The 25152-nt window shown below is 38.4% G+C and carries 20 protein-coding genes (1 of these 20 running past the window's edge); 10 read left to right on the top strand and 10 right to left on the bottom strand.

The annotated features are described in order from the left end of the window. Positions 1-1327: the 5' portion of a Gfo/Idh/MocA family protein gene (locus LX80_RS12080; protein ID WP_111296814.1), read on the bottom strand. Its footprint begins 41 nt before the window's first position; only the first 1327 of its 1368 coding nucleotides appear in the window; the start codon lies at positions 1325-1327; its stop codon lies off the left edge, out of view. Positions 1328-1471: 144 nt separating this feature from the next. Between LX80_RS12080 and LX80_RS12085 the strand changes: the two genes are divergently transcribed. Both LX80_RS12085 and LX80_RS12090 read left to right on the top strand, forming a co-directional pair. Further along, on the top strand, positions 1472-2077 hold the full coding sequence (locus LX80_RS12085) for a superoxide dismutase (RefSeq protein WP_111296816.1): 606 nt from the start codon (positions 1472-1474) through the stop codon (positions 2075-2077). A 476-nt stretch (positions 2078-2553) separates the two neighbouring features. Then, positions 2554-3507 (top strand): serine hydrolase, encoded by a 954-nt coding sequence (locus LX80_RS12090; RefSeq protein ID WP_111296818.1) that lies wholly within the window; start codon positions 2554-2556, stop codon positions 3505-3507. On the opposite strand, the gene feoB is transcribed toward LX80_RS12090, so the two are convergent. Beyond that, the gene (gene feoB / locus LX80_RS12095; RefSeq protein WP_111296820.1) at positions 3504-5630 is read right to left on the bottom strand and encodes a ferrous iron transport protein B; all 2127 of its coding nucleotides are present in this window, start codon (positions 5628-5630) and stop codon (positions 3504-3506) included. The genes LX80_RS12090 and feoB overlap by 4 nt on opposite strands. 120 nt (positions 5631-5750) lie before the next feature. On the opposite strand from feoB, the gene LX80_RS12100 reads away from it, so the two are divergent. The 3 genes from LX80_RS12100 to LX80_RS12110 are packed head-to-tail and all read left to right on the top strand — an operon-like array spanning position 5751 to position 7731. Next, positions 5751-7025, top strand: coding sequence for a PA domain-containing protein (locus tag LX80_RS12100; RefSeq protein WP_111296822.1), 1275 nt, complete (start codon positions 5751-5753; stop codon positions 7023-7025). Between the two features lie 22 nt (positions 7026-7047). Then, a complete protein-coding gene (locus tag LX80_RS12105; protein WP_111296824.1) occupies positions 7048-7485 on the top strand; it encodes an IPExxxVDY family protein in 438 nt (145 codons plus the stop codon). A 9-nt stretch (positions 7486-7494) separates the two neighbouring features. Further along, positions 7495-7731: a 4a-hydroxytetrahydrobiopterin dehydratase gene (locus LX80_RS12110; protein WP_111296826.1), complete on the top strand. Its 237-nt coding sequence runs from the start codon at positions 7495-7497 to the stop codon at positions 7729-7731. Between the two features lie 102 nt (positions 7732-7833). On the opposite strand, the gene LX80_RS12115 is transcribed toward LX80_RS12110, so the two are convergent. The 3 genes from LX80_RS12115 to carB all read right to left on the bottom strand — a co-directional run bounded on the left by LX80_RS12115 (position 7834) and on the right by carB (position 14125). Beyond that, positions 7834-8856 carry a transketolase family protein gene (locus LX80_RS12115; RefSeq protein ID WP_245898058.1) on the bottom strand — a complete coding sequence of 341 codons (1023 nt, stop codon included), beginning with the start codon at positions 8854-8856 and terminating at the stop codon, positions 7834-7836. Between the two features lie 90 nt (positions 8857-8946). Then, positions 8947-12357, bottom strand: a complete 3411-nt coding sequence (locus LX80_RS12120) for a glycosyltransferase (protein WP_111296828.1) — start codon at positions 12355-12357, stop codon at positions 8947-8949. A 121-nt stretch (positions 12358-12478) separates the two neighbouring features. Then, positions 12479-14125, bottom strand: coding sequence for a carbamoyl-phosphate synthase large subunit (carB, locus tag LX80_RS12125; protein WP_111296830.1), 1647 nt, complete (start codon positions 14123-14125; stop codon positions 12479-12481). Positions 14126-14263: 138 nt separating this feature from the next. On the opposite strand from carB, the gene bcp reads away from it, so the two are divergent. The 3 genes from bcp to LX80_RS12140 all read left to right on the top strand — a co-directional run bounded on the left by bcp (position 14264) and on the right by LX80_RS12140 (position 16093). Next, positions 14264-14788, top strand: coding sequence for a thioredoxin-dependent thiol peroxidase (gene bcp / locus LX80_RS12130; RefSeq protein ID WP_245898059.1), 525 nt, complete (start codon positions 14264-14266; stop codon positions 14786-14788). A gap of 76 nt (positions 14789-14864) precedes the next feature. Next, entirely contained in the window at positions 14865-15119 is a 255-nt protein-coding gene (locus LX80_RS12135) for a SemiSWEET transporter (RefSeq protein WP_111296832.1), read from the top strand. Between the two features lie 272 nt (positions 15120-15391). Continuing rightward, complete coding sequence (locus tag LX80_RS12140; RefSeq protein ID WP_111296997.1) at positions 15392-16093, top strand: GDSL-type esterase/lipase family protein; 702 nt, start codon at positions 15392-15394, stop codon at positions 16091-16093. Positions 16094-16163: 70 nt separating this feature from the next. On the opposite strand, the gene LX80_RS12145 is transcribed toward LX80_RS12140, so the two are convergent. The 4 genes from LX80_RS12145 to LX80_RS12160 all read right to left on the bottom strand — a co-directional run bounded on the left by LX80_RS12145 (position 16164) and on the right by LX80_RS12160 (position 21940). Continuing rightward, complete coding sequence (locus LX80_RS12145) at positions 16164-18785, bottom strand: MGH1-like glycoside hydrolase domain-containing protein (RefSeq protein ID WP_111296834.1); 2622 nt, start codon at positions 18783-18785, stop codon at positions 16164-16166. A 20-nt stretch (positions 18786-18805) separates the two neighbouring features. Continuing rightward, entirely contained in the window at positions 18806-19615 is an 810-nt protein-coding gene (locus LX80_RS12150; RefSeq protein WP_111296836.1) for a glucose 1-dehydrogenase, read from the bottom strand. Positions 19616-19816: 201 nt separating this feature from the next. Next, positions 19817-21124, bottom strand: a complete 1308-nt coding sequence (gene murA / locus LX80_RS12155) for a UDP-N-acetylglucosamine 1-carboxyvinyltransferase (protein ID WP_111296838.1) — start codon at positions 21122-21124, stop codon at positions 19817-19819. Positions 21125-21211: 87 nt separating this feature from the next. Beyond that, positions 21212-21940 carry a DUF4290 domain-containing protein gene (locus LX80_RS12160; RefSeq protein ID WP_111296840.1) on the bottom strand — a complete coding sequence of 243 codons (729 nt, stop codon included), beginning with the start codon at positions 21938-21940 and terminating at the stop codon, positions 21212-21214. Positions 21941-22076: 136 nt separating this feature from the next. Here LX80_RS12160 and pheS point away from each other — a divergent pair, with 136 nt between their 5' ends. Beyond that, positions 22077-23105 (top strand): phenylalanine--tRNA ligase subunit alpha, encoded by a 1029-nt coding sequence (pheS, locus tag LX80_RS12165; protein ID WP_111296999.1) that lies wholly within the window; start codon positions 22077-22079, stop codon positions 23103-23105. Between the two features lie 53 nt (positions 23106-23158). Beyond that, entirely contained in the window at positions 23159-23905 is a 747-nt protein-coding gene (recO, locus tag LX80_RS12170) for a DNA repair protein RecO (protein ID WP_111296842.1), read from the top strand. 9 nt (positions 23906-23914) lie between these two features. On the opposite strand, the gene LX80_RS12175 is transcribed toward recO, so the two are convergent. After that, on the bottom strand, positions 23915-25087 hold the full coding sequence (locus LX80_RS12175; protein ID WP_111296844.1) for an amidohydrolase family protein: 1173 nt from the start codon (positions 25085-25087) through the stop codon (positions 23915-23917). Positions 25088-25152: the final 65 nt, after the last annotated feature.

Consider the following 25152-nt stretch of genomic DNA (forward strand, 5'->3'; position numbering starts at 1 on the left):
TTGTTTGTTTAAAATAACTGTCGTTACATAAAAGGGCAGGTGCTGCAGCCCGGTAACCAAATAATGCATCTTCGCGTGAAGTGGTTCCGTTGCGTATGTCCTGAAAGAAATTATAAAAGTGGTCGAAATGAGCCCCCTTATACCCCTCCTCAGCTTTGTACACTATTGTATCGGGGGGTAACATTTTTTTGCGGTCGTAGCCGGAAATATTGGCTGCATTAATTTTTGTTTTCAACAAAGGGTCATCGGCAGGAGCATAACTTTTATTAGTGGTTAGGGTAACTTTATCCCATTCAACAATCATTGAACCTTCATTGCCCACCATTCTTAAATACGTATTATCAGCAGTTCCATCAACAAAATTTACCCTTAAAGAAAGATTAAAAGCGGGATGAGCTGCTGTTTCCGGATAATCAAACATCCCCAACAAAATATCGGGTACTTCTCTTCCGTCTTTCCAATAACGTAATCCGCCGGTTGCCATTACTTTGGTTGGTCCCATTGAATTGGTGATATAATGCAGGCTGGAAAATAAATGCACAAACAAATCGCCGGAAACACCTGTACCGTAATCGCGATAACAACGCCAGCGGAAAAAGCGAAGAGGATCAAAAGGCCGGTCACTATAATTGTGTAAGAAAGTTTTCCAATCAACTGTTTTAGGAGATGCATCGGCAGGTATATCATATTGCCATGCCCCGAAAGGAGAGTTACGTGCCCAAAAACCTTCCGCATAATTCAATTTTCCAATAGCACCGGCAGCCAATAATTCCTTGGCTTTTTCATTCCCTAATGAACTCATCCCTTGGCTTCCAACCTGAAATACAACTTTATTGGCATTTTGAGCCGCCACAACAGCTGCACCTTCTGTAACATCGTGTACCATTGGTTTTTCGCAATACACATGCTTTCCTTTATTCATGGCATCTACTGATATGGTTTTATGCCAATGGTCGGGTGTTGCAACAATTACGGCATCTACATCTTTTCTGTTAATAATTTCCCGATAATCGCGGGTAGTGAAAATATCATTCCCATAATGTTTTTTGGCATCAGCCAAACGACCATCATACAAATCGCAAGCAGCAATTAATTTAATGCCCGGCACTGTTATGGCTGTGTTAGCATCGGCAGTACCCATACCGCCGGCACCAATTAGTGCTATTTGAATATGATCATTAGCACTATATTTTCGTTTAGGCAAAAATGCCATGCGATTATTGGCAGCCCAACCACTTACCGAAGGTAAGAACGCAGCAGCGGCAGCCCCTTTCGTCATTTTTTCAATAAAAATTCTTCGCGATGACATGGTCATGTTTTTTTTCATACAGCTTTAATTATCGAATGAAGGAAATATTATAGCATTCAATTTAAAAAAAATAACCCTTAACACAAAATTTAAGTATTAACCACATTTAATGATTAATTTTGATATCCTATTTCAATTGTTCACCTATTAAATAGTTTAGTTATGTCATTTACATTACCCGCATTACCTTATGCTTACGATGCGTTAGAACCTTATTTTGATACTACTACCATGCAAATTCACCATGGTAAACACCATCAAGCTTATGTTGATAATTTGAATAAAGCCATTGCCGGCACACCTAATGAAGGCAAATCATTAGAGGCTTTGGTGGCTGTTGCCGGAAGTATTTCACCTGCTGTTCGCAATAATGGTGGCGGGCATTGGAACCATAGTTTCTTTTGGGAAATATTAGCCCCCAATGCCGGTGGTGCTCCTACCGGTGCATTAGCTGATGCCATTAATGCTACTTTTGGCTCATTTGATGCTTTTAAAGAAAAATTCAATAACGCCGGCATGACGCGCTTTGGAAGTGGTTGGGCTTGGTTAATTGTAAAGGATGGCAAATTAGAAATTACTTCAACACCGAATCAAGATAATCCTTTAATGGATGTTGCTGAAGTAAAAGGTCAGCCTATTTTGGGCGTTGATGTTTGGGAACATGCTTATTATTTAAAATACCAAAACCGCAGGGCAGAGTTTCTGTCTGCTTTTTGGAATGTTGTTAACTGGCAAAAGGTTGCTGAGCATTACAGCAAGGCAAAATAATACTTTAAAATAAAAGTATTTATAACAGAAAAGTCGGCTATTTCAGCCGACTTTTTTTATTGAAAAAAATTCTTATAAAAGCTTTTCTACAGCAATACCTTGTCGTTATATTCCTACAAGAAGTTGACAGATTATTCTATTGTTGTAAGTTGATGCATTGTTTAGTTTTACATCAGATTCAATATCCATTTTAAACCATGCAATATCCTATAACCATGTTTACCAATTATTTCATTAAGGATGTATTCGTTTGAAGGTGCGAATCATCCTTTTTTTATTACCTATGGATGCACTTGGATATTTAAAATAAAAGGGAAGCCTGTACCAAATCATTTTTTCAGGCAGGGTGAATAGTATAGAACGGCTGATATTTTTATCTGGCCGTTCCTTTTTTTATCCCTCTTCTAACCTAATATTATTGGAATTATTTCCTGTCTTCTGTATTTTTAAGCAGTTATTCACCGCAAAACCAACTTATGCTGCAACAACCCTTTTCATCTGCCTTTCCTTACCAAATACCTTACTTTTTTGCATCGTCTAAAAGTATTCGTTTCTTTTTTCGGTTATTCATAATAGCGATAGTGGTTTCTACTTGCTTTATCAACACTGCTATAGGGCAATCTTTTTCAACCGACAAGAAATTAACCGCAGAATTACAATCCTATTTAAAAAAGTTTCATGGGCAAGCCGGCATTTATGTATATAGCTTTCAACAACACAAACAAGTAGCCATAGCAGCCGACACCGTTTTCCCAACTGCCAGCATGGTAAAAGTGCCTATTTTAATTGCTTTAATGGATAAAATAAAGGCGGGGGAATTGCAGTACCATCAAACTTTTACTTATTACGATTCATTAGCTTACCCCGGGGTGGATATTTTAGCTTCCTTTAAAAATGGTGAAAAAATTGAACTGAGCAAACTAATACTTTTGATGCTTTCATTGAGTGATAATACCGCCAGTTTATGGCTGCAAGCCATTGCCGGTGGTGGCACTCGCATAAACAACCTAATGGACAGTTTAGGCTTTACTCAAACCCGTGTCAATAGCCGAACACCCGGAAGAGAGGCGATTAGATTGCAATATGGATGGGGACAAACAACCCCTTACGAAATGGCTATGATACTGAAAAGAATTGCATCGGGCACCTTATTAGGCCAACCCTACGACGATAAAATGTTAAGACTATTAAGCAGAAATTATTGGGATGAAGAAGCGCTTTCACAAATTCCGGCTAATGTATTTGTAGCCAGCAAAAATGGCGCGGTTGATGCCAGCCGCAGTGAAGTACTTTATGTAAATGGCAAAAAGGGAAGCTATGTGTTTTGCCTTTGTACCAACCATAATACCGACCAAAGTTGGGAAACAAACAATGAAGCGTGGGCGTTGTCACGCAACATATCCAAATTACTTTGGGAATATTATCATTAAAAAATATGATACACAATTAAGCTCATTACATAAGCCAATCCTGTCATATATACAAACTGAATAGCCGGCCATTTCCAACTACGGGTTTCCCGTTTTACCACTGCTAATGTACTCATACATTGCATGGCCAACACATAAAATACCATTAACGACAAACCGGTGGGTAAAGTGTATACTTTACTGCCATCGGCATATTTGGCCTGTTGCATTTTTTCACGAAGTGAAATATCTTCATTTCCCTCTTCAACAGAATACAAAGTGGCCATAGTACCCACAAATACTTCACGGGCTGCAAATGAAGTAATTAAGGCAATACCAATTTTCCAGTCAAAGCCCAATGGTTTTATTACCGGTTCAATTGTTTTACCTAAAATACCGGCATAAGAATGTTGCAGTTTTTGCGAAGCCAACTCACGTTGTAACGCTACTGATTCTGAAGGTTGCTGTTGTATTAATTGTTGGTATTTTGTTTCTATTTGTTGCATTTCTTTACCCGGACCATAGCTGCTTAAAAACCACAGCAACAAGCTAATAACCATAATTACTTTACCGGCATCACGCACAAAAATCTTTGCTTTTTCCACCATGGTAATGCCCACATTTTTCCAACGCGGTGCTCTGTAAATGGGTAATTCCAAAATGAAGAAACTTTTTTCGTTCACTTTTACAAATCGCTTCATTACCGTGCTCACAATTAAGGCCATTACCAACCCCAATAAATACAGCCCCATCATTACCAAACCCTGTAAGCTAAGAAAACCCAGGTAATAAGTATTTTTTATAACCAATGAAATAAGAATGGTGTACACCGGTAATCGTGCACTGCAACTCATTAGGGGAGTAACCATTATGGTCAATAATCGCTCTTTTTTATTTTCAATGTTGCGGGTACTCATTATAGCCGGCACAGCACAAGCAAATCCGCTAATCATGGGCATTACACTTTTGCCGTTCAACCCCACTTTACGCATTAATTTATCGCTTAAGAAGCTAATGCGTGCCATATATCCTGAATCTTCTAAAATGGTAATTAAACCAAATAAAATCATGATTTGCGGTACAAATACCATAATACCGCTCAGCCCTGCCACTAATCCATTTATGAGCAAATTACTCCACCAGGCTTCCGGTAAATTGTTACTTAAAAAATTAGAAAGTTGAGTAAATATCCATTCAATACCATCCATAGGATAACTGGCCAGCCAAAAAATACTTTGAAAAAGAATAAACAATACTGCCAACAAAATAATATACCCCCAAAAACGATGAAGTAAAATATTATCTAACTGATTGGTGAATAATTTCTGCTCCAGCGGATCGGGTTCTACCACATTTTTCTGCAATATTTGGTGTATACGTCGGTAACGATGCAGAATTTCTTCGGCCTGTGTTTTAGTAGGATTAAAATTATTTTCTATTTCTATATTTTCAATAGCAGTTTGTTGCTGCGGCGTTAAAGGAAAGTTTTCATGATTAATTAAGTAATGTATGGCAGCATAATCACTTAACTGCGGAAAAATTTGCTGAACAGATTCAATGGCTTTGGGTGCTACGCTTTTATTATCAACAAAATCGCGTAAAGGAACGGAATTTTGTTTTTTGGCCACCATGCCAATTACCTTTCGCAAATGGGCTAAGCCTTTATTTTTACGAGGATTGACCGGCACTACCGGCACACCTAAATCGGCTTCAATACCTGCCACATCTATTTTAATACCCTTTTTAATAGCCAAGTCGTTCATGGTTAAAGCCACCACTACAGGCCGCTTCAAATCGAGTATTTGTGAGCAAAACAAAAAATTGCGCTTTAAATTACTTGCATCGGCAACCAAAACAATTAAATCAGCATCCACATCTTTATCCGCATTCATCAACACTTTATAAGCTACCCATTCATCTGCTCTGCGCGGATATAATGAATACGTTCCAGGCAAATCAATCAATTCAGCCTTTAAAGTTTCATCAATAGCCAAAATACCGGTTTTTTTATCAACCGTAACGCCGGGAAAATTACCTACTTTTTGATTTAAGCCGGTTAAAGCATTAAACAAAGAGGTTTTTCCGCTATTGGGATTTCCTACTAAAGCTATGCGTAATAATTTTTTTTTGGGCTCCACGTGCATGTATATAAGTGCAAATGTACTATACCCACATTCTACTACAATTACGAGGTTGGGAAAACAATATTTATTCACTTCGGTACGATAATTGAATCGGCCATCTATTTTTGTATAATAAATAATATGATAGCGAATTTAACTATACCCGGGAGCTCTGTTTCAGTAGCCAAGTTGAAAGGGGGTTGCAATAAAACAAGCTTTACCTTACTATGCCTGTTGTTAACCGGTTTGCTATTACAAAGCCATTCAGTATTGAATGCTCAATCAAAAAGAAAAAAAGCCAAAGCCGAAAAAGCAGCCTTAGCCAAACTGAAAGGCGATATTGGTCATCATTTAACCCAACTACACGCTATTGAGCATGAAAATGTTCCTGCTTATTTTCAAATGTTTTTGCAAAAGAACAATATAAGCCCATTAGTTAATGATAGTTTTGTTGATAGTTTTGAAGTAGATGAAGGTTACGATTTTAGGAATAATAACACCAATGTTTCCCTAAACGGCATTCAACTAACTGCCGGAACAGATTTTTATCCATTTTCATTTAGCGGCAATGCCCAAATTAGTGGTGAAGCTGCCCCTGCCTTAAATGAAAAGGGCGCTCCGTGGTTTTATAATTTGGGTGATGTTTGGCATGATCATGCAAAAGACAGTTCGTTTAATTTAACCGATTACTGCTTACAAAAAGCCAAAAGAGCAGCATCCAAAGGTGCTACCGCTGTATTGTTCTATAACTTACAAAACGATATTCCTTCCGAATATATTTTTAGCCCTTTGCATAGAAAAGATAGTTGTTTAATACCCATCGTTTATGTTACCAAGGCCGGATGGAAAAAGTGCAATGCCGATGAAGTAAGCACCATGGATATAGATGTATCCATCAATATTCAGCCGAAAAAATTAAATGGCATTAACTATGCAGGCTTTATTAATCACAGGGCAGATACGACACTTGTATTGTACAGTAAGGTTCCTGTTGAAGGCTTGGCTACCTTACTAAGCATGGCACCAAACCTACATAAGCTTACTCACTTAAACTATGCCATTGTTTACCAACCTCAATCAAACTATTCACTAACACAAAGCAGCTTATTGACACAAATACAAAATATTCATCCGCAGCACTACATTTTGGGAGTTGAAATTTTAGCAGACACTACCCAACAATTGGTCAATACTGATAAGCCAATGCCCTTTCAATTTCGGTTGAATGTTGAAAGTACCAAAAGCAATAATAGCGAAAATAGTTACATACCTTTGTTTAGCACACTTCAATATGTTTTAAACAACACCTGGAGCAATGCTACCATTGAAGAACAAACGAATGCCATTGAAGCATTAATAGAACATTTACAAACTTTACTGGACAATCCTAATCATTATTTGAATACACATCCATAAAAAAGCCCCCGCTGAAATAAACATGATAAAACAAAAGTTAGATATCAGCCAAATGAGTCATGATTATTTTGATGAGACTTTCATCATGGGGATTATAGCACCTATTAAAAATTACTATTTTGTATGGATGTTGAATAATTTTTTGGATCTTGATTTTGCATTATCTACCGAATCGAATATTGTGCTGCACAAAAAAAATCGTATTTATCATTTCAACTTATACAAAGCATTACAACCTGAATTGAATTTAGTGCATTTATTGTTTCATAACCAATGCGATGGCGAACCCTTATTACCCGAATTAAAACATTTTGATTTTATTTGGCTAATGAAGGGCAACGGTATGCAGAACGAACTTGGGGTTGCTATTGCAGAAAAAATAAAACCGCTTAATCAGGTGCAATTGGTTACGGAAATTATTCCCGACCAAATAAAAAACATCAGCAATTTAATTATTTAAATTTTTTTTATGTGGGTAGAAACCAATCATCAGTTATATAAAAAATTTGTTTTTAATGATTTTTCCGAAGCATTTGCCTTTATGGTTAGAGTTGCTTTAATAGCAGAAGGCATGAATCATCATCCGAAATGGACCAATGTTTGGAATACTGTTGAAATATGGTTAAGCACACACGATGCCGGCGATGTGGTTACCGACAAAGATGTACAACTATCTCAAAAAATTGATGCACTTATTTTGCACTAACCCCTAGATTTACAATAAGCATTTATGTAACAGTATAAATTTATTTTCAAGCATAAAAAAGCCCCTTACTGTGTTAAGGGGCTTTTTGTATTGTAGTACTTACTAACCTTTTTTTCTTTGCATTACTTTTTCTACCGCTTCAAAAATATGAGGGGCATCCAAACCATATTTCTGCAACAATTCCATGGGTGTACCACTTTCACCAAAAGTATCTTTGGTTCCTACATATTCAATAGGAATGGGCAAATGCTTAGCGGCAACTTGTGCTATTGAATCGCCTAAACCACCTATAATATTGTGTTCTTCAACAGTAACGGCGCATTTTGTTTTGGAAATTGACTGTAATACAGCAGCTTCATCTAATGGCTTAATGGTGTGTATGTTAATTAATTCAACACTTATGCCTTTATCTTCCAACATTCTGCCGGCTTCAATGGCTTTCCAAACCATGTGGCCGCAAGCAAAAATGGAAACATCGGTTCCTTCACTTAATTTTTGCGCTTTTCCAATTACAAAATCACTGCCATCTACTGAAGTGAAGTTGGGCCATTTAGGACGACCAAAACGTAAATAAACAGGACCCTGGTAATTAGCAATAGCTTTTGTAGCGGCTTTGGTTTGATTAAAATCGCAGGGTACAATAACCGTCATACCGGGCAACATTTTCATTAAACCAATATCTTCTAAAATTTGGTGGGTAGCGCCATCTTCACCCAGAGTTAAACCGGCATGCGAAGCGCAAATTTTTACGTTTTTATTACTGTAAGCCACACTTTGGCGTATTTGGTCGTAAACCCTACCGGTACTAAAGTTGGCAAATGTAGTTGTATAAGGAATTTTACCACCAATGGTTAAACCTGCAGCAATACCAATCATATTCGCTTCAGCAATACCGCATTGAACAAATCGGTCGGGAAAATCTTTTATAAAAGAAGCTATTTTCATGGAACCGGCCAAATCGGCAGTTAAAACAACAATATTTTCATTGGCCTTTCCTGCTTCATAAATACCTTCTCCAAACCCAGCCCTTGTTTCCTTTTCATTCTGAACCTGAATGTCTTTCAATTTCATCGCTTCCTGATTTTGTGTAGTATAAAAATAATTTAACGCTCTCTGCTTATCCATTTTGTGCAACGCAATTTAGTACAATTGCGGGAAGCCATAAAATGAAAAATTTGTCAATATTATTTAATAAGTATAAAAACATTTGTTGCATTATGTTGCATTGGTAACAACAATATCTTTTACATTGCCTGTACGTTTAAGTACACCCCATTGTTGTAATTCGCCTTTTAGCGCTTTTTTAAACGCTCTGAATAAAATAACCAACATAATCCACCTATAAATAAGTCGTTGCGGAATAATCCATAACAGCTTAATGGGTTTTTCTTTTTCAAATGCAAATGCCATGAAGGCAATTAAGGCATCTACCACTAAGAAAATGAGATAATACACGGCAATTTTTCCTCTATTTTCTGACAACAAGCCTAATAACATAAACAAATCACCCAAAGGCGAAAAGAAAGGAACAATGTATTTAAATACCAAAATATCGGGTAATGCTATCCACCCCAACCCTTTATAGCTCACATTGAATAAAGCATCTTTGTTTTTCCAAAATGTTTGCATTACACCAAACGTCCAACGAAAGCGTTGTTTTGAAAATTCTTTCAAAGTTTCCGGGGCTTCGGTTAAAGCAACCGCATTGGCTTCATTTTCAACAATATACCCTGCTCGTAAAATACGAATGGTTAAATCGCAATCTTCGGCTAAAGTATCGGTAGTAAAACCTCCGGCATCTTCAATTGCTTTTTTTCTAAAAGCACCAATTGCACCGGGAACAACGGTTATGGCATTGACGTAGGAGAAAGCTCTTCTATCAAAGTTTTGACTGGTGATATATTCTATGCTTTGCCACTTGGTTAACAAATTAATGGTGTTACCCACTTTAACCGAACCGGCTACGGCACCTACCTTTTCATTGACAAAATGCCACATGAGTTTAGATACCGCATCAGGTAATAATTTGGTGTCCGCATCAATACATACCACAAAGTCAGCATTGGTATTTGCTATTCCAAAATTTAAAGCAGAAGCTTTACCACCATTGGGTTTGGTAAAAATCTTCAATCGTTCATTATTTTGAAATGCATCTACTACTTTTTGATAAGTGCTGTCGGCACTTCCATCATCAACAAACACAATATCAAAATTGGGATAATCGCATTGCAATAAATTTTTCAGTGAACTCACTACGTTTACTTCTTCATTGTATGCAGGAACAACTATTGATACATGGGGACAAAACTGTGTTGATGCAATGGCTCGCTTTTCTTTTTTGCGTTCTAAAATTGTTAGTATAAATAATATTAATAAACGTAAAGCGCCCAATATTAAGAATGTTAAAAACAATATATACAAAATTTGACCTATAATAAAGCCGGCCTCAGCCAAAAAGTAATTAAACTGAATAAGCCTGTAACCGCTACCTTTTGGAACACGAGGCATTAAATCGGAATGGGTTTTATGTAACAGGTCGGCAATAGTTGTAAATGTGTAGCCCCTTGCCTGAAAATAACGAATGATCATTCCAACTGCTTTTACAGTGGCACTTCTATCCCCACCCGCATCATGCAATAAAATAATATTCGAGCTGTCACCATTGGCTATGTGCTGATTGTAAATAGAAACTACCCGATTAAAAATAGTATCCGCATTAAAATGTGGTATTTCTCCCGCCTGCCAGTCTTCAGGGTCAATGCTTTCCCCAACAGTAATATAGTTACGTGTTCTGCTTAATGCCACCGGCGCCATTTCTTCGTATTTTTCGGGATCGCTATCGGCATTAAAAGGGGCTCTGAATAATATGGTACTATGCCCCGTAATACATTCTAACAATAAACGAGTGGCATCCATTTCCAAATACGCTCTTTTCTTACTAACCTCGGCAATGTTGGGATGCGTAAACGTATGGTTGCCAATTTCATGCCCCTCTCTAAATACTCTTTTCACTAAGGGTATATTATTTTCCATGTTAATGCCAATCATGAAAAATGCGGCAGGTACATGGTAATGCGCCAAAGTATCTAAAATTTCCGGCGTGTATTTTGAATCGGGGCCATCATCAAAAGTCAATACTAATTTTTTATCAGATGATTGACCATATTTTCGAACAACATAAGTAGAAGGTAATTTATCATATTGTTCTTCACTGATAAGCATTGCCGAAGAATCTATTTCCGGTGTTATATGGCCATCGGTAGGCGTTGAAACCATGTCTAAAATTTCACCATTCCCAATAAAGTCGGGGGTTGCCATAGAGGGCACATCAGACAAAGCTTTAAAGTCGAAATTTTGTAAAGCAGCCTTCGTCATGGGCTTATCATAAAATTCCCATACACGGCTATCCTCACTACCCAATCGCCAAAGGGCAGTACCGGCTAAACCATACTCCGTTGCAAAACGTAAGGAATTGAAGTTGGTGGCTGCATCGGTAAAATACACTTCATGCAATCGATTTTTTTCGTCGTAATAGCTGTAATTAAGGTTATAAGTATCATTATTATAATCAATGGTAGCATCACTTTCACGGGCAATGGCCAAGGCCTCCTGATAGGTAACGGGAATGGCTTTGCCTTTCTTAGTCCAGTCATATCCAAATGCGGCCAGGTTTAATACAATTTTGGAAGGATCTACTTTTTTTGCTAGGTCATCTACTGCCGACTCTATCCATTTTTGTGAGCAAATAGGCCCCGGTTTCGTATTATCATTGTACTCATCATAAGCCATTAAAAATATATAATCATTATAGTTGGCTAATCCGGCATAATCATAATCTTCATTAAAGGGCGAAACATTTTGTGTTACCACTAAGTTTAAATCGTGCAGCGTTGTATATAGCTTTTTTTCAAAATTGGTGAGTACTTCATTGTTTTTTTCCTTCAAATCTTCAAAGTCAACATTAATACCCGATAAATTGTATTTCACCAAAAAGCGGGCAACGTCTTGTACCAGTCGGTCAGACTTAGCGGGGTCATTTAAAATTCTATGCAAGGCATTACCGGTAAATACACCATTGTAGTTGTTCGATAACATGGGAACAACTTTTACACCCGATGCTTTTATTAGGTCTAATACCCTTGGCTCCATTACCGAAAAAAGCGTATCTGCATTGGGATCAATGAATAGCCATTCCGGCAATATGAGGTTAACTTTTGAAATATTTTTTTTCAGTGAATAGAATGATTGCGCATCCCAGTTTACGAAAAACGCTGCACGAATGCCGAGGCTATCACTAAAGTCGTTGTTTTTAGATAAGTTTAAGGTACTATCGGTTTGCCCGCAACCTCGGCCTTGCGACCACTTTACGTTAATGAGTGACCGGAATCCCTGGTATTTCTTGGCCAACTTACTTTGTTTAAAAGCGGGTGCTTCTCCGGCAAGCACTTTTTTAACAGCTCTACCCTCTAAAGGAATGGTGGGATTTTGTTTACTGATAACGTGAACAGCTATTGAAAAAATAAGGGTTAATATAATGATGATAAACAGCAATAAGCGCCCCAGCCATTTAAAGCGTTGCCAGCGGTATTTATTAGTGGTTTGAAAAACTTGTGCATTTCCTGCCATACAATGTAAATAACAATCGAAAAAAAATTGAAGTACGAAGTTCCTACTAAATCAGCAAAAAAGGTTACTTCGTTAAAAGTAACCTTGAATATATAGAAAATTTTAAGGAAATATAAACGTATTACCCTTCAAAGGTAGAATAGAAGTAGGGCGTTTTTGCTTCAAACTCAGCACTACAGGTATCCACTATTTTATAACTACGGGTAATGCCTAATGCTTTACGTTTTTCATAAACAGCATCATCGGTTGTATTACCTTGTAAAATTTTAGCAATTTGGGCATCACTAAAACCTTCTTTTTTGGCCATACGCAATAAACTTTCCGGCAAGGTTTCCAAATCATAATTGGCTATTTCCTTTTCAATTTTGCATATTTCAGCAATCTGATAAATAAACCAACGATCAATACCTGTAGCCTGTGCAATGGTTTTTACGGTTACCCCTTGCATTAAAGCATCTTTAATTCTAAAAATCCTGTCCCATTTCGGGGTTTTAATGTATTCAATAATTTCCTCGCTTTTCATTAGGCTTTTGCCGTAATAACCAAGCCCAACTGCTTCATTTTCCAAACTTTGACAAGCTTTTTGTATGGCTTCATTAAAACTACGGCCAATGCCCATTACTTCGCCCACACTTTTCATTTGCAAGCCCAATGTATCATTAGCACCTTTAAACTTATCAAAATTCCAACGAGGAATTTTTACAATTACATAGTCTAATGCCGGCTCAAAATAAGCGGAAGTAGTTTTGGTAATTTGGTTTTTTAATTCATCTAATGAGTAACCAATGGCCAACTTAGCAGCAATTTTAGCAATAGGATAACCGGTTGCTTTTGAAGCCAATGCTGAAGAGCGGCTTACCCTGGGATTGATTTCAACGGCAATGATTTCTTCATTATGCGGGTTTAATGCAAACTGCACGTTACAACCACCTGCAAAATTGCCCAAACTACGCATCATTAATATTGCCTGATTACGCATTTCTTGGAAAGCCGTATCGCTTAAAGTCATGGCCGGGGCAACTGTAATGGAATCACCGGTATGCACCCCCATTGGGTCAACGTTTTCAACCGTACAAATAATTACTACATTATCATTTTTATCGCGCAGCAATTCCAACTCATATTCTTTCCAACCCAATACTGCTTTCTCCACCAATACTTCGTGAATGGGCGATGCTTTCAACCCACGTTCCAATGCAGCATCCAATTCATCTTTCGTGTGTACAAAGCTTCCGCCGGTACCGCCTAAAGTAAATGAAGGACGAATTACCAGAGGGAACCCAATTTGTTGGGCATATTCTTTTCCTTCTAAAAAGCTATTGGCTACATGGCTGGGCGCCACTTTAATGCCAATACGACCCATCAACTGCCTGAATTTCTCCCTATCTTCAGCCGTATCAATGGCTGCAACATCCACGCCAATTAGTTTCACACCAAATTTTTCCCATACACCCAACTCATCTGCTTCTTTACACAAATTCAAAGCTGTTTGGCCACCCATGGTTGGCAGTACTGCATCAATTTTATTTTCCGATAAAATTTGCTCAATACTTTCCACAGTCAGTGGCAACAAATAAACCTTATCAGCCATCATGGGGTCAGTCATAATGGTAGCCGGGTTACTATTCACAAGTACCACTTTTATGCCCTCCTCGCGAAGGCTGCGGGCTGCTTGTGAGCCGGAATAATCGAATTCGCAGGCCTGGCCAATAATAATGGGACCAGAACCAATAATTAACACGGTTTGAATAGAGGTATCTTTTGGCATGGTAAAAACAAATTGCGCAAATGTAAGGCATTCAAACCATGCGGTAGTTTAAAATTTGTTTGAAATGAAAAAAATGAAAGCCAAACATTTTAATATTCAATTATGTGTGAATGATTATTGCCCATAAAAATTTATTGAATGCTGCAACATTTTACTGCAAATTGCATTATTGAAAGAAAAATTGATTGTAAGATGACTAAACCGACTATTGGAAAAAAAGCACCCGCATTTAGTGGTACCGACCAAAACAATGAAACAGTTGCATTAAGTGATTTTAAAGGGAAAAAAGTTGTGCTGTACTTTTACCCGAAAGATAATACACCCGGCTGTACGGCACAAGCTTGTAATTTGCGCGATAATTATACCGCATTATTGAAGAAAGGATTTGCCGTAATTGGAATTAGCCCCGATGATAGCAAAAGCCATAAAAAATTTGAAACCAAGTTTAACTTGCCCTTTCCATTAATTGCCGACACTGACCATAGCATTGCAGAAAAATATGGCGTTTGGGGATTAAAAAAATTCATGGGTCGTGAATTCCTGGGCATTCACCGCACTACTTTTTTAATTGATGAGCAAGGCGTTTTAGTACAAATTATAGATAAACCCGACACTAAAAATCATGCTGAACAAGTTTTAGCGGCCTGGAATGCCTTACAATAATCAATTTTGTATGGCATCCTGATAGTTTTAATATAGCCTTCGCAGCAATTTTGTGTATTTTGCTGTAAAAACAGGCATGAACTATATTACCATTATTGGCCTAATTGCTGCATTTGGCACAACAGCATCATTTATACCTCAAGCCATCAAAACCATACAAACCAAAAACACATCGGGTATTTCCTTAGGCATGTATGCCTTATTTACTTTTGGCACTTTGTGCTGGTTAATTTATGGCATTTTAAGCCATAGCCTGCCGGTAACCATTGCCAATGCCATTACCCTGCTGTTTTCCTCCATTATTTTAATTTATAAAATAAGGTACAAATAGGCATACTTAGCCCATACAAATACCTATCAACAGCGTTACGCAACGCTGTTGACTCGAAGCAGTCTCGAAGCAGGGTCGAATGGGTATGTGAAGAAGTAGAACGCATCATTCAATTGAGCAAAGTCAAAAATTGGCCGGTAATAGGCCTTATGTCAAGAAGCCCCGTTTGTTTGCGTAAATTTGAAACCGCTATTTACCGTCATTCCTGTAACAACCATTCAAATACCTATTTGGGCAATCATTCATCAATGCAATCATTTAAAAATTTTTCTATGAAATATGCAATGGCTTTATTACTGTTGGTGTTCCAAAGTTCCGCTTGGGCACAATCGGACAAACCGGTGCAAGATTGGCCTAATTTGCAAAAATATACCCAAGCCAATGCGGCTTTAATGCAACAACCTGTTTCCAAAAACAGGGTAGTATTTATGGGTAATTCCATTTTTGAATTTTGGTCGGTAAGAGATAGTAGTTATTTTGTACAACACCCCAATTACGTTAATCGGGGCATCAGTGGACAAACCACTCCGCAAATGCTGTTGCGCTTCAGGCAGGATGTTATTGATTTGAAACCTGCTGCCGTAGTTATTTTGGCCGGCATTAATGATATTGCCGAAAACACAGGCCCTATTCCTTTAACAACTACCATGGGCAATATTGCTTCCATGGCTGAATTGGCAGGCGTGCATCATATAAAAGTTATTTTATGTTCCGTGTTGCCTACCAACCATTTTCCCTGGCGCCCTTCCATATACCCGGCCGATAAAGTAATTGCATTGAATGCCATGATTAAAGCTTACGCACAACAGCATAGACTTACTTATGTAAATTTTTACGACCCAATGGTGGATGGTGAAAAAGGTTTACAAACGCAATACACGTTAGACGGTGTTCATCCTAACATAACCGGCTATACCTTAATGGGGCAATTGGTAGATAAAGCCATTAAGGCAACATTAGCCAACAAACCATAATTTAACCTAACGCAGATGCATTGATGTAGATAAAAAACCTACATTCCTAATAAGCTGCATAGTGCCAAGTTTATTTAAGCATAGGACGTTTGGGCTGAATAAGTTTGGCAATAAGGCCAGTCCACCCCGTTTGATGGGAAGCTCCCAAACCCTTGCCTGTATCGCCATTAAAGTATTCATGAAACCACCAATAATTTTGGAAGTGTTCATCGGTTTGCAGTTGCACATCATTTCCCAAATAAGGTTTATGTCCATTTTTATCGGGTAAAAACAAGTGCTTCAATCTGTTGGCAATTTCATCGGCCACAGCATCGAGTGAAATAAAATTGTTACTGCCTTTGGGGCATTCTACTTTAAAATCATCGCCATAATAAAAGTGGAAGCGTTGTAAACTTTCAATAATCAAAAAATTCAATGGAAACCATATTGGACCGCGCCAGTTGCTGTTGCCGCCATACAGTCCGCTGGTTGATTCTGCAGGCGAATATTTTACTTCAAAGCTTTTGCCATCTACATAAAAGGTATATGGATTTTGTTCGTGGAATTTAGATAAAGAACGCACTCCGTAAGGACTTAGAAACTCGGTTTCATCCAGCATACGCTCTAATATTTTTTTCATGCGGTGGCCACGCAGCAATGACAATAAATGTTTTTCATCAGCACTTTTATCTTGCCAACGCGAAACCAATGCAGCCAGGTCGGGACGATAATTTAAAAACCAATCTAACCGCTTACTAAAGCCCGGCAAGGCTTCTAAAGTAGCATGGTCTAACACTTCAACGGCAAACAAAGGAATGAGCCCCACAATACTGCGCACTTTTAATCTAATTAAATTGCCATCGGGCAAGTGTAGTGAATCATAAAAAAACTGATCTACTTCATCCCACAATCCATTTTTTTCATCGCCCAAATTATCAATAGCCGCGGCTATGTATAAAAAGTGTTCGAAAAACTTTGTGGCCATATCTTCATACACCGGATTATGCTGCGCCAGCTCTAAGCTAATGCGCAACATATTCAATGAATACATGGCCATCCAACTGGTGCCATCGGCTTGTTCAATAAAACCGCCGGTGGGAAGTGGCGCACTGCGGTCAAACACGCCTATGTTGTCCAATCCCAAAAATCCACCTTCAAAAATATTATTGCCCTGTGCATCTTTTCGGTTTACCCACCAGGTAAAATTCAACAACAGTTTATGAAAAACTGTTTCTAAAAAAGCAATATCGCCTTTGCCATTATTGTTGCGCTGATCAATCGTATAAACTCGCCAGGTTGCCCAAGCATGTACCGGCGGATTTACATCGCCAAAGTTCCATTCATAAGCCGGCAACTGGCCATTGGGTTTCATATACCATTCCTTGGTAAGCAGCATTAATTGTTGTTTGGCAAAGTCTGCATCAATTAATGCAAAGGCTATGGTATGAAAAGCAAGATCCCACGAAGCAAACCAAGGATATTCCCAGGTATCGGGCATGGAAATAATGTCGGCGTTATTTAAATGCTTCCAATCGCTATTTCGGCCTTTTAAACGTTCTATCGGCGGTTTGGGTTCGGCAGGATCGCCATACAACCATTGTGGAATATCGTAATAATAAAATTGTTTATCCCAAATCATTCCGGCAAGGGCTTGCCGTTGTATTAATTTTTCTGTGGGGTTATTAATGGCATGTTGTAACTCATCGTAAAACTGATTCGCTTCATCTATGCGTTGTTGAAATACAGCATCAAAATCGGCAAAAGGCTGGTGTGGGTTTTTAGCAGATAATCGAAGTTTAATCACCACAACACCATTGGCTTTAACCATTGTATTATAATGCAATGCAGCTTTAGTACCCGAGCCATTGCTATTCACTGCATTTTCATTACCCTTCACCACATATTCGTGTATGCCATCTTTGGTAAACGGAACAGTATTAGGCACATTGTATAAGCGTTGCACATTGGTTTCATTATCGCAAAAAAGAATGTCGGTTTTTTGCTGAATATATAATTGATAATTGGGCAACAAATGGTGTTGTATGCTTATTTCTTCGTTGTTGGTTGAAATTAATTGCGGCTTATCATTATTATATCCCCAACTCCAAGTGTTACGAAACCATAAGGTTGGTAATAAGTGTAAAGGCGCATCTTCATTATTTCTATTATGTGCCGTAATTTGAATGAGGATATCATTCACATCGGCTTTGGCGTATTCAATAAACACATCGAAATAGGCATTATTACTAAAAATACCGGTATCGGTTATTTCAAATTCCGGATCGAAGCGGTTACGACTTTGGTTTTGCTGAATTAGCTCCTGATAAGGAAATGCATTTTGCGGATATTTATACAGCATTTTCAGGTAACTGTGTGTAGGCATGGCATCTACATAATAATATAACTCCTTCACATCTTCACCATGGTTACCTTCCTGATTAGTGAGGCCAAAAAAACGTTCTTTTAAAATGGCGTCTTTGGTATTCCATAAAGCCAACGAAAAACAAAGCAATTGTTGGTTATCGGAAATGCCACCAATGCCCTCTTCCCCCCAACGATAAGTTTTACTTCGGGCCATATCATGGGTAATAAAATTCCAGGCATCACCATTGGGGCTATAATCTTCACGAACGGTACCCCATTGGCGGTTTGCAAGGTAAGGCCCCCATAGTTTCCATTCAGCATTCAGCAAACGTTCTTTTTCTGCACTCATAAAACAACATTTTACAGCAGTTAGCCATTGGTAGAAAAGCCGGGGTACAAGGTCATACCACCATCTACAAACAAAGAGGTTCCGGTAACATAATCGCTATCATCGCTGGCCAACCAAACAGCCGCTTTGCCAATATCATCAGGCTCGCCAATGCGTTGATAAGGAATAAGTGTCAGCAATTTTTCCAGGGCTTCCGGTGTATCCCAGGCCGATTGATTAATGGGTGTTTGAATGGCACCGGGACAAATGCTATTAATACGAATTTTCTTCGGCGCATATTCCTGTGCAATACTTTTCATAAGCATCATTATACCCCCCTTACTGGCAGCATAGTTGGCATGCCCTGCCCAGGGTATTACTTCATGTACGCTGCTCATACAAATAATTTTACCGGCCGATTTGCTTTTACCGGCATCAATCCCCCTTCGTAAAAACTCACGAATGGCTTCACGGGCACATAAAAACTGGCCTGTTAAATTAATATTCAAAACAGCATTCCATTGGGTTAATGTCATTTGTTCAAAAGGGGAATCTTTTTGAATACCGGCATTGTTCACTAAAATATCAACGGTACCAAATTGACGAATAACATCGGCAAACATTTGTTGTACCTGTTGTTCATTACTTATATCGCAGCAATAGGTAATGCCTTTGCCACCTTGTTGTTGTATATGATTTAAAACAGCTTCAGCCGCAGGCTGTAAAGCAGGTAAAGGATAATTAATAACAACCGTTGCACCTGCACCGGCTAAAGCAGCCGCTACACCTGCACCAATACCACTATTGGCCCCCGTAATAATGGCCACTTGCTTTTGTAATTTTTGTTCCATTGTACAATGCTTTCAGAAATAATGAATAAGATGTGTGTTTTAAACAAAGCAGTAAGTTAACACATTTACGCAAGGCAATAAAACAACCCGCCAACAATTATAAAAACTTAACAATACATTGTTAGCTACTGTTGGCAAAAATGCAAAATGGAATGTGACTAATTACAATAACTATGAAAACAAAACAGGTATGGCAATGCTTTAACCAATGCGTTGAATTTGGGCACCAATGCTGCGCAAACGCTCATCAATGTATTGATAACCCCTGTCAATTTGTTCAATATTTTGAATAACACTGGTACCTTCTGCACTTAAAGCAGCAATTAATAAAGCTTGTCCTGCGCGTATATCGGGGCTGCTCATGGTTATACCCCGCAATTTATTTTTACGAGCCAGGCCAATTACGGTAGCACGGTGTGGGTCGCATAAAATAATTTGTGCACCCATATCAATTAATTTATCTACGAAAAAGAGGCGGCTTTCAAACATTTTTTGGTGAATTAAAACGCTGCCTCGTGCTTGCACGGCTACTACCAATACAATACTTAATAAATCGGGCGTAAAGCCGGGCCAAGGATGGTCGTAAACAGTAAGAATACCGCCATCTAAATAAGTTTGTATTTCATATATATCCTGTTCGGGAATAATAATATCATCGCCCTTAATTTGTAATTGAATACCCAGTTGTTGAAACTTTTCAGGAATAACGCCCAGGTTTTCAACACCTGCTCCTTTAATGGTTAAAGCACTTTGTGTCATAGCAGCCAAGCCAATAAAACTGCCCACTTCAATCATGTCGGGCAATAATGTATGCTCGGTACCATACAATACATCAACCCCTTCAATTTGCAACAGATTACTGCCAATGCCGGTAATTTTTGCACCCATTCTATTCAACATTTTGCACAACTGCTGAATATAAGGTTCACAAGCAGCATTGTAAATAGTGGTAGTACCTTCAGCCATAACAGCTGCCATAACAATATTGGCAGTGCCGGTAACAGAAGGCTCATCTAACAACATGAAAGTACCTTTTAAACATTGCGTTGCTAATTCAAAGCAACCTAATTTTTCTTGGTATTGATAAGTGGCACCCAATTTTTCAAAACCAATAATATGGGTATCTAATCTTCTGCGGCCAATTTTATCGCCGCCGGGCTTAGGTAAATAAGCCTTTTTGAAACGGCCCAACATGGCACCGGCCAGCATTACACTACCACGTAACTTACCTCCCTTGTTTCTAAACGCTTCTGTAGCTAAATAATCGGTATTAACATTCGCTGCCGTAAAAGTGCAACTATGCCTACCCAAACGCTGTACCGTTACGCCCATTTCGGCTAACAAATCAATTAATACATTTACATCAATTATGTCGGGAATATTGTGAATGGTAACCGGTTCGGCAGTTAATAACGTTGCAGCCAATATTTGCAATGCCTCGTTCTTAGCACCCTGGGGAACTATTTCGCCCTTTAATTTTTTTCCGCCTATTACTTCAAAAGCGTTCATAACATTGTTTTAAAAAAGAAGTTCAAAATAAAAAGAGCCATCATTGACAGCTCTTATTCATACATTCCGTTTTATGATACAAAGCGATTAATAACGTTTTTTAAAATTTCCGTTTCGGTTATCGCGTTGGCCTGCATTGCGTTGGTTATTGTTGCGATTGCCCGATGAGCCACCATTTCTATTACCGCTGCGTTGGTTATTGTTGCGATTGCCGAAGTTTTGTTGTCTTCGATTATTATTTCCTGAACGTCCATAATCATCGCGTTCAAAATTTTGGTTGCGATGTTTAATGTAAGGCGTATTACTAAACTCTAATGCGCCACCGGTTATGCTATCTAATTCGCTGCGAATAGCGTCATCATGAACCAATTCCTTGTGCCAGTTGCTGTAAGCCAGCTTCATATAATAAGCAATGGCATTGGCAAAACCGGCTTTCTTTTCCGGATTTTCTTCTTTCATTGCCTTTTCAATTACCAATTCTATATTTCTGCCCAAGTGCGAGTACTTGGGTTTGTGTTGCGGATAAGGCAAAGGATCAGACTTGGCTTTATAAGTTTCTTTTTGGGGTATAGGGTAAGGACTATCTACGTCTAATTTAAAATCGCTGATAAAAAAGAGATGATCCCACAACATATGTCTAAAGTCTTCTACATTACGCAAGTGCGGGTTTAAAAAGCCCATTAGTTCAATTACGGCTTTGGCTTGTTCATTTCGCTTTTGGCGGTCTTCAATCGTCATTACATATTCAACCATTTTATGAATATGGCGGCCATATTCCCGCATACTTAATAAACTTCGGGTGGTGTTATATTCCATGTTTTTTACTTCAACAATGGCAAATGTAGGTATTTCAATACGTATTTTCTATTTTTTAGCCTTTTGTTCACGGAATGCAGCAGATGAATCAAGCCTTGTTTTGTGGCTTATTCTGCCAATTCTTTATCTTCGCCCAATGGAACAATTAGCAGCACAAATAGAAAATTATAAAAAAGAAGTGTTGGCTTTTACGCCGCAAAATGCCGAAGAAGTTGAGCAGTTCAGAATTAAATATTTAGGAAGCAAAGGGTTGGTTAAAAACCTAATGGCTGAAATGAAAAATGTGCCTGCCGAGCAAAAACGTGAAGCCGGACAATTACTGAATGAATTTAAAACATTGGTTGAAAACCATTTTGAATCGTTCAGCAGTTTACAACAAAACAACCATCATTCAACACAACAAATAGATATTACTTTACCCGGTAATGATATTGCCATTGGCAGTTTGCATCCACTAAGTATTGTGCGCAATAAAATTATTCAAATTTTTCAACGACTTGGATTTGCTGTTGCAGAAGGACCGGAAATTGAAGATGATTGGCACAACTTTGGCGCCATGAATTTACCGGAAGATCATCCGGCCCGCGATATGCAGGATACCTTTTATATAAATCAAAATCCTGCCTGGTTATTAAGAACACATACCAGTAGTGTACAAGCCCGTGTAATGGAACAACAAAAACCACCCATTCGCGTAATTTGTCCGGGACGGGTTTATCGCAATGAAACCATTAGTGCCCGTGCACACTGCTTTTTTCACCAGGTGGAAGGATTGTATGTTGATGAGAATGTAAGCTTCGCCGACTTAAAACAAACCTTGTATTTTTTTGTACAAGAAATGTTTGGACATGGCACTAAAATACGCTTCCGTCCTTCGTACTTTCCCTTTACAGAACCCAGTGCCGAAATGGATATTAGCTGCCTGATTTGTGGCGGAAAAGGTTGTAATGTTTGTAAACATACCGGATGGGTTGAAATTTTAGGCAGTGGAATGGTACACCCCAAAGTATTGGAAAACTTTAATATTGATTCAAACAAATACACCGGCTTTGCTTTTGGCATGGGTATGGAACGCATTTGCCAATTAAAATATCGGGTAAATGATTTACGGCTATACTCGCAAAATGATGTTCGCTTTTTACAACAATTTACGGCTGCATTATAATGTTCCATATTGAAACCAATTTAGTGCAGGGTAATTTTTAATAACATTGCGTTATGGTATTTTCAACAAAGGGCATTGTATTGAAAACTACCCGCTACGGCGATACCAGCATCATTACCCAAATTTATACGGAACTATTTGGCATACAAAGCTATTTGGTAAAAGGGGTTTATCAGGCCGGGAAACGAAAACCCGCACAGAACATATACTTTCAGCCGGCAGCTATTTTGTCGCTTGAAGTATATCATCAACCGCAAAAACAGTTGCAGTTTATTAAAGAATTTAGTTGGGCTTATGTTTATAACCAGGTATTAACCAATGTAAAGCGCCACTCCGTTACCTTGTATGTAGTTGAGCTGTTACAACATTGCTTGCAACAACCCGAAGCACATGTTGAATTGTTTTATTTAACAGAAACTGTATTACAATTAGCCGATACCGGCAGCGAAAAACTGATGGCCAATTTACCTATTTACTATACCCTGCAAACCGCCGCTATTCTGGGTTTTCAAATTCAGGGGAATTATACCGCACATACACCTTTGCTTGATTTGCAGGAAGGCTATTACACTGAAAATTATCCGCAACATGTATATGTTATGGAAACAGAAGCGGCAGAAGCTGTTAGCCAATTTTTACAAATTCCGGCAGAACATATCAATACGATTGAAAACATTAGCCTGAATCATGGTATCAGACGAAATATACTACAATCATTACAAACATTTTTACAGTTGCACATTTTCGGCTATGGAAAGCTAAAAAGCTTGGATATCTTACAAGAAATTTTATCTGCGTAAAACAACCAATTATAGTAACCGCTTTACTTGCGCATGATGCAATTGATTTTTTGGGATATTGATGCCGGTTAATTGCAATACGCCGGGTTGTTTCCCTTGTTCAAAACTTCCTAAATAAGCTTCCATACCCAGCGCTTTTGCGCCATTTAAAGTAGCCCATTGCAATAGAGTAGCAATTGGAATATCAGGGAAAAAAGTTTGTATGGTTTGTAATTCGTGCAAAATACTTAACCGAGTATTACTTGCCAAACTGTCGGTACCAATGGTGATAGGTATTCCCATTTGTAACATTGCACTAACGGAAGGCACTTGCTGTTCAATATAGCGATTGGCATTGACACAAAGTGCGGCATACAATTGCACCTTATTGCTTGCAGCCCAATGCAACAACCATTCCCAATCGTTAGCATGGGTATACGTGTTGTGCACAGCTATCAATGTTGCAGCGCCTGCTAAATGGTGTGCTACCGTTTGTATGCTGCTTTTACCGGAAGGAACAAAATCGGGATTATGAATACCCAGTTGTTGGTAAAATTGTAAAAAAAGGCCTTCCCCTTTTTGGAATAATGCATCCTCATCAGGTGTTTCCTGGTTATGCATGGTAACAATAGCATTGGCAAAATGAGGCGCTATTTTTTCCCACAAAACTTCTGAAACCGAATAGGGTGCATGGGGAACTATGCTTTTAGGTAAAGCAAAACTTTGCAATAAATGTACTGCTTGTTCATAACGTTTTTCGGCCATTGCAGGAATCCAACCGGTCGTTTCAATAAAATTGTAATAGTGTAATTTTTTTTGTTGTTTTTGAGGTATCGTATGTGCCGTATTACAAATATCACCAACGGCAACAATACCTTCCTGCAACATTTCTTTTTCGGCCAGTACAATAGCCTGCTGTATTTGTGCATCATCAGCAGCCCGTTGTGCCATTACCTGCTGTACAAAACCAACCAAACCGGTATATTGGGGTATAGTATTTTTTAAGTGGCTTAATTCTAAATGACAATGGGTATTAATAAATCCGGGGCAAATGATACCTTCTATTTTTTCTACTCCTTCACCTGCTTCATTGGCTGAAACAACTGCTTCAACCAATCCACCATCGTTTAGCAGCAATACCTCACCGTTACTTAGCAATTCCTTCCCCGTGAACAAATAATCGGCTGTTAATTTTTTAAACAAAGCATTTCAATTTGATGGCAAAGGTCAGCATTTTACAATAAATTATCATGCTACAAGCATTAAAG

It is taken from the genome of Hydrotalea sandarakina, from assembly GCF_003254115.1.
Lineage (GTDB): Bacteria > Bacteroidota > Bacteroidia > Chitinophagales > Chitinophagaceae > Hydrotalea > Hydrotalea sandarakina.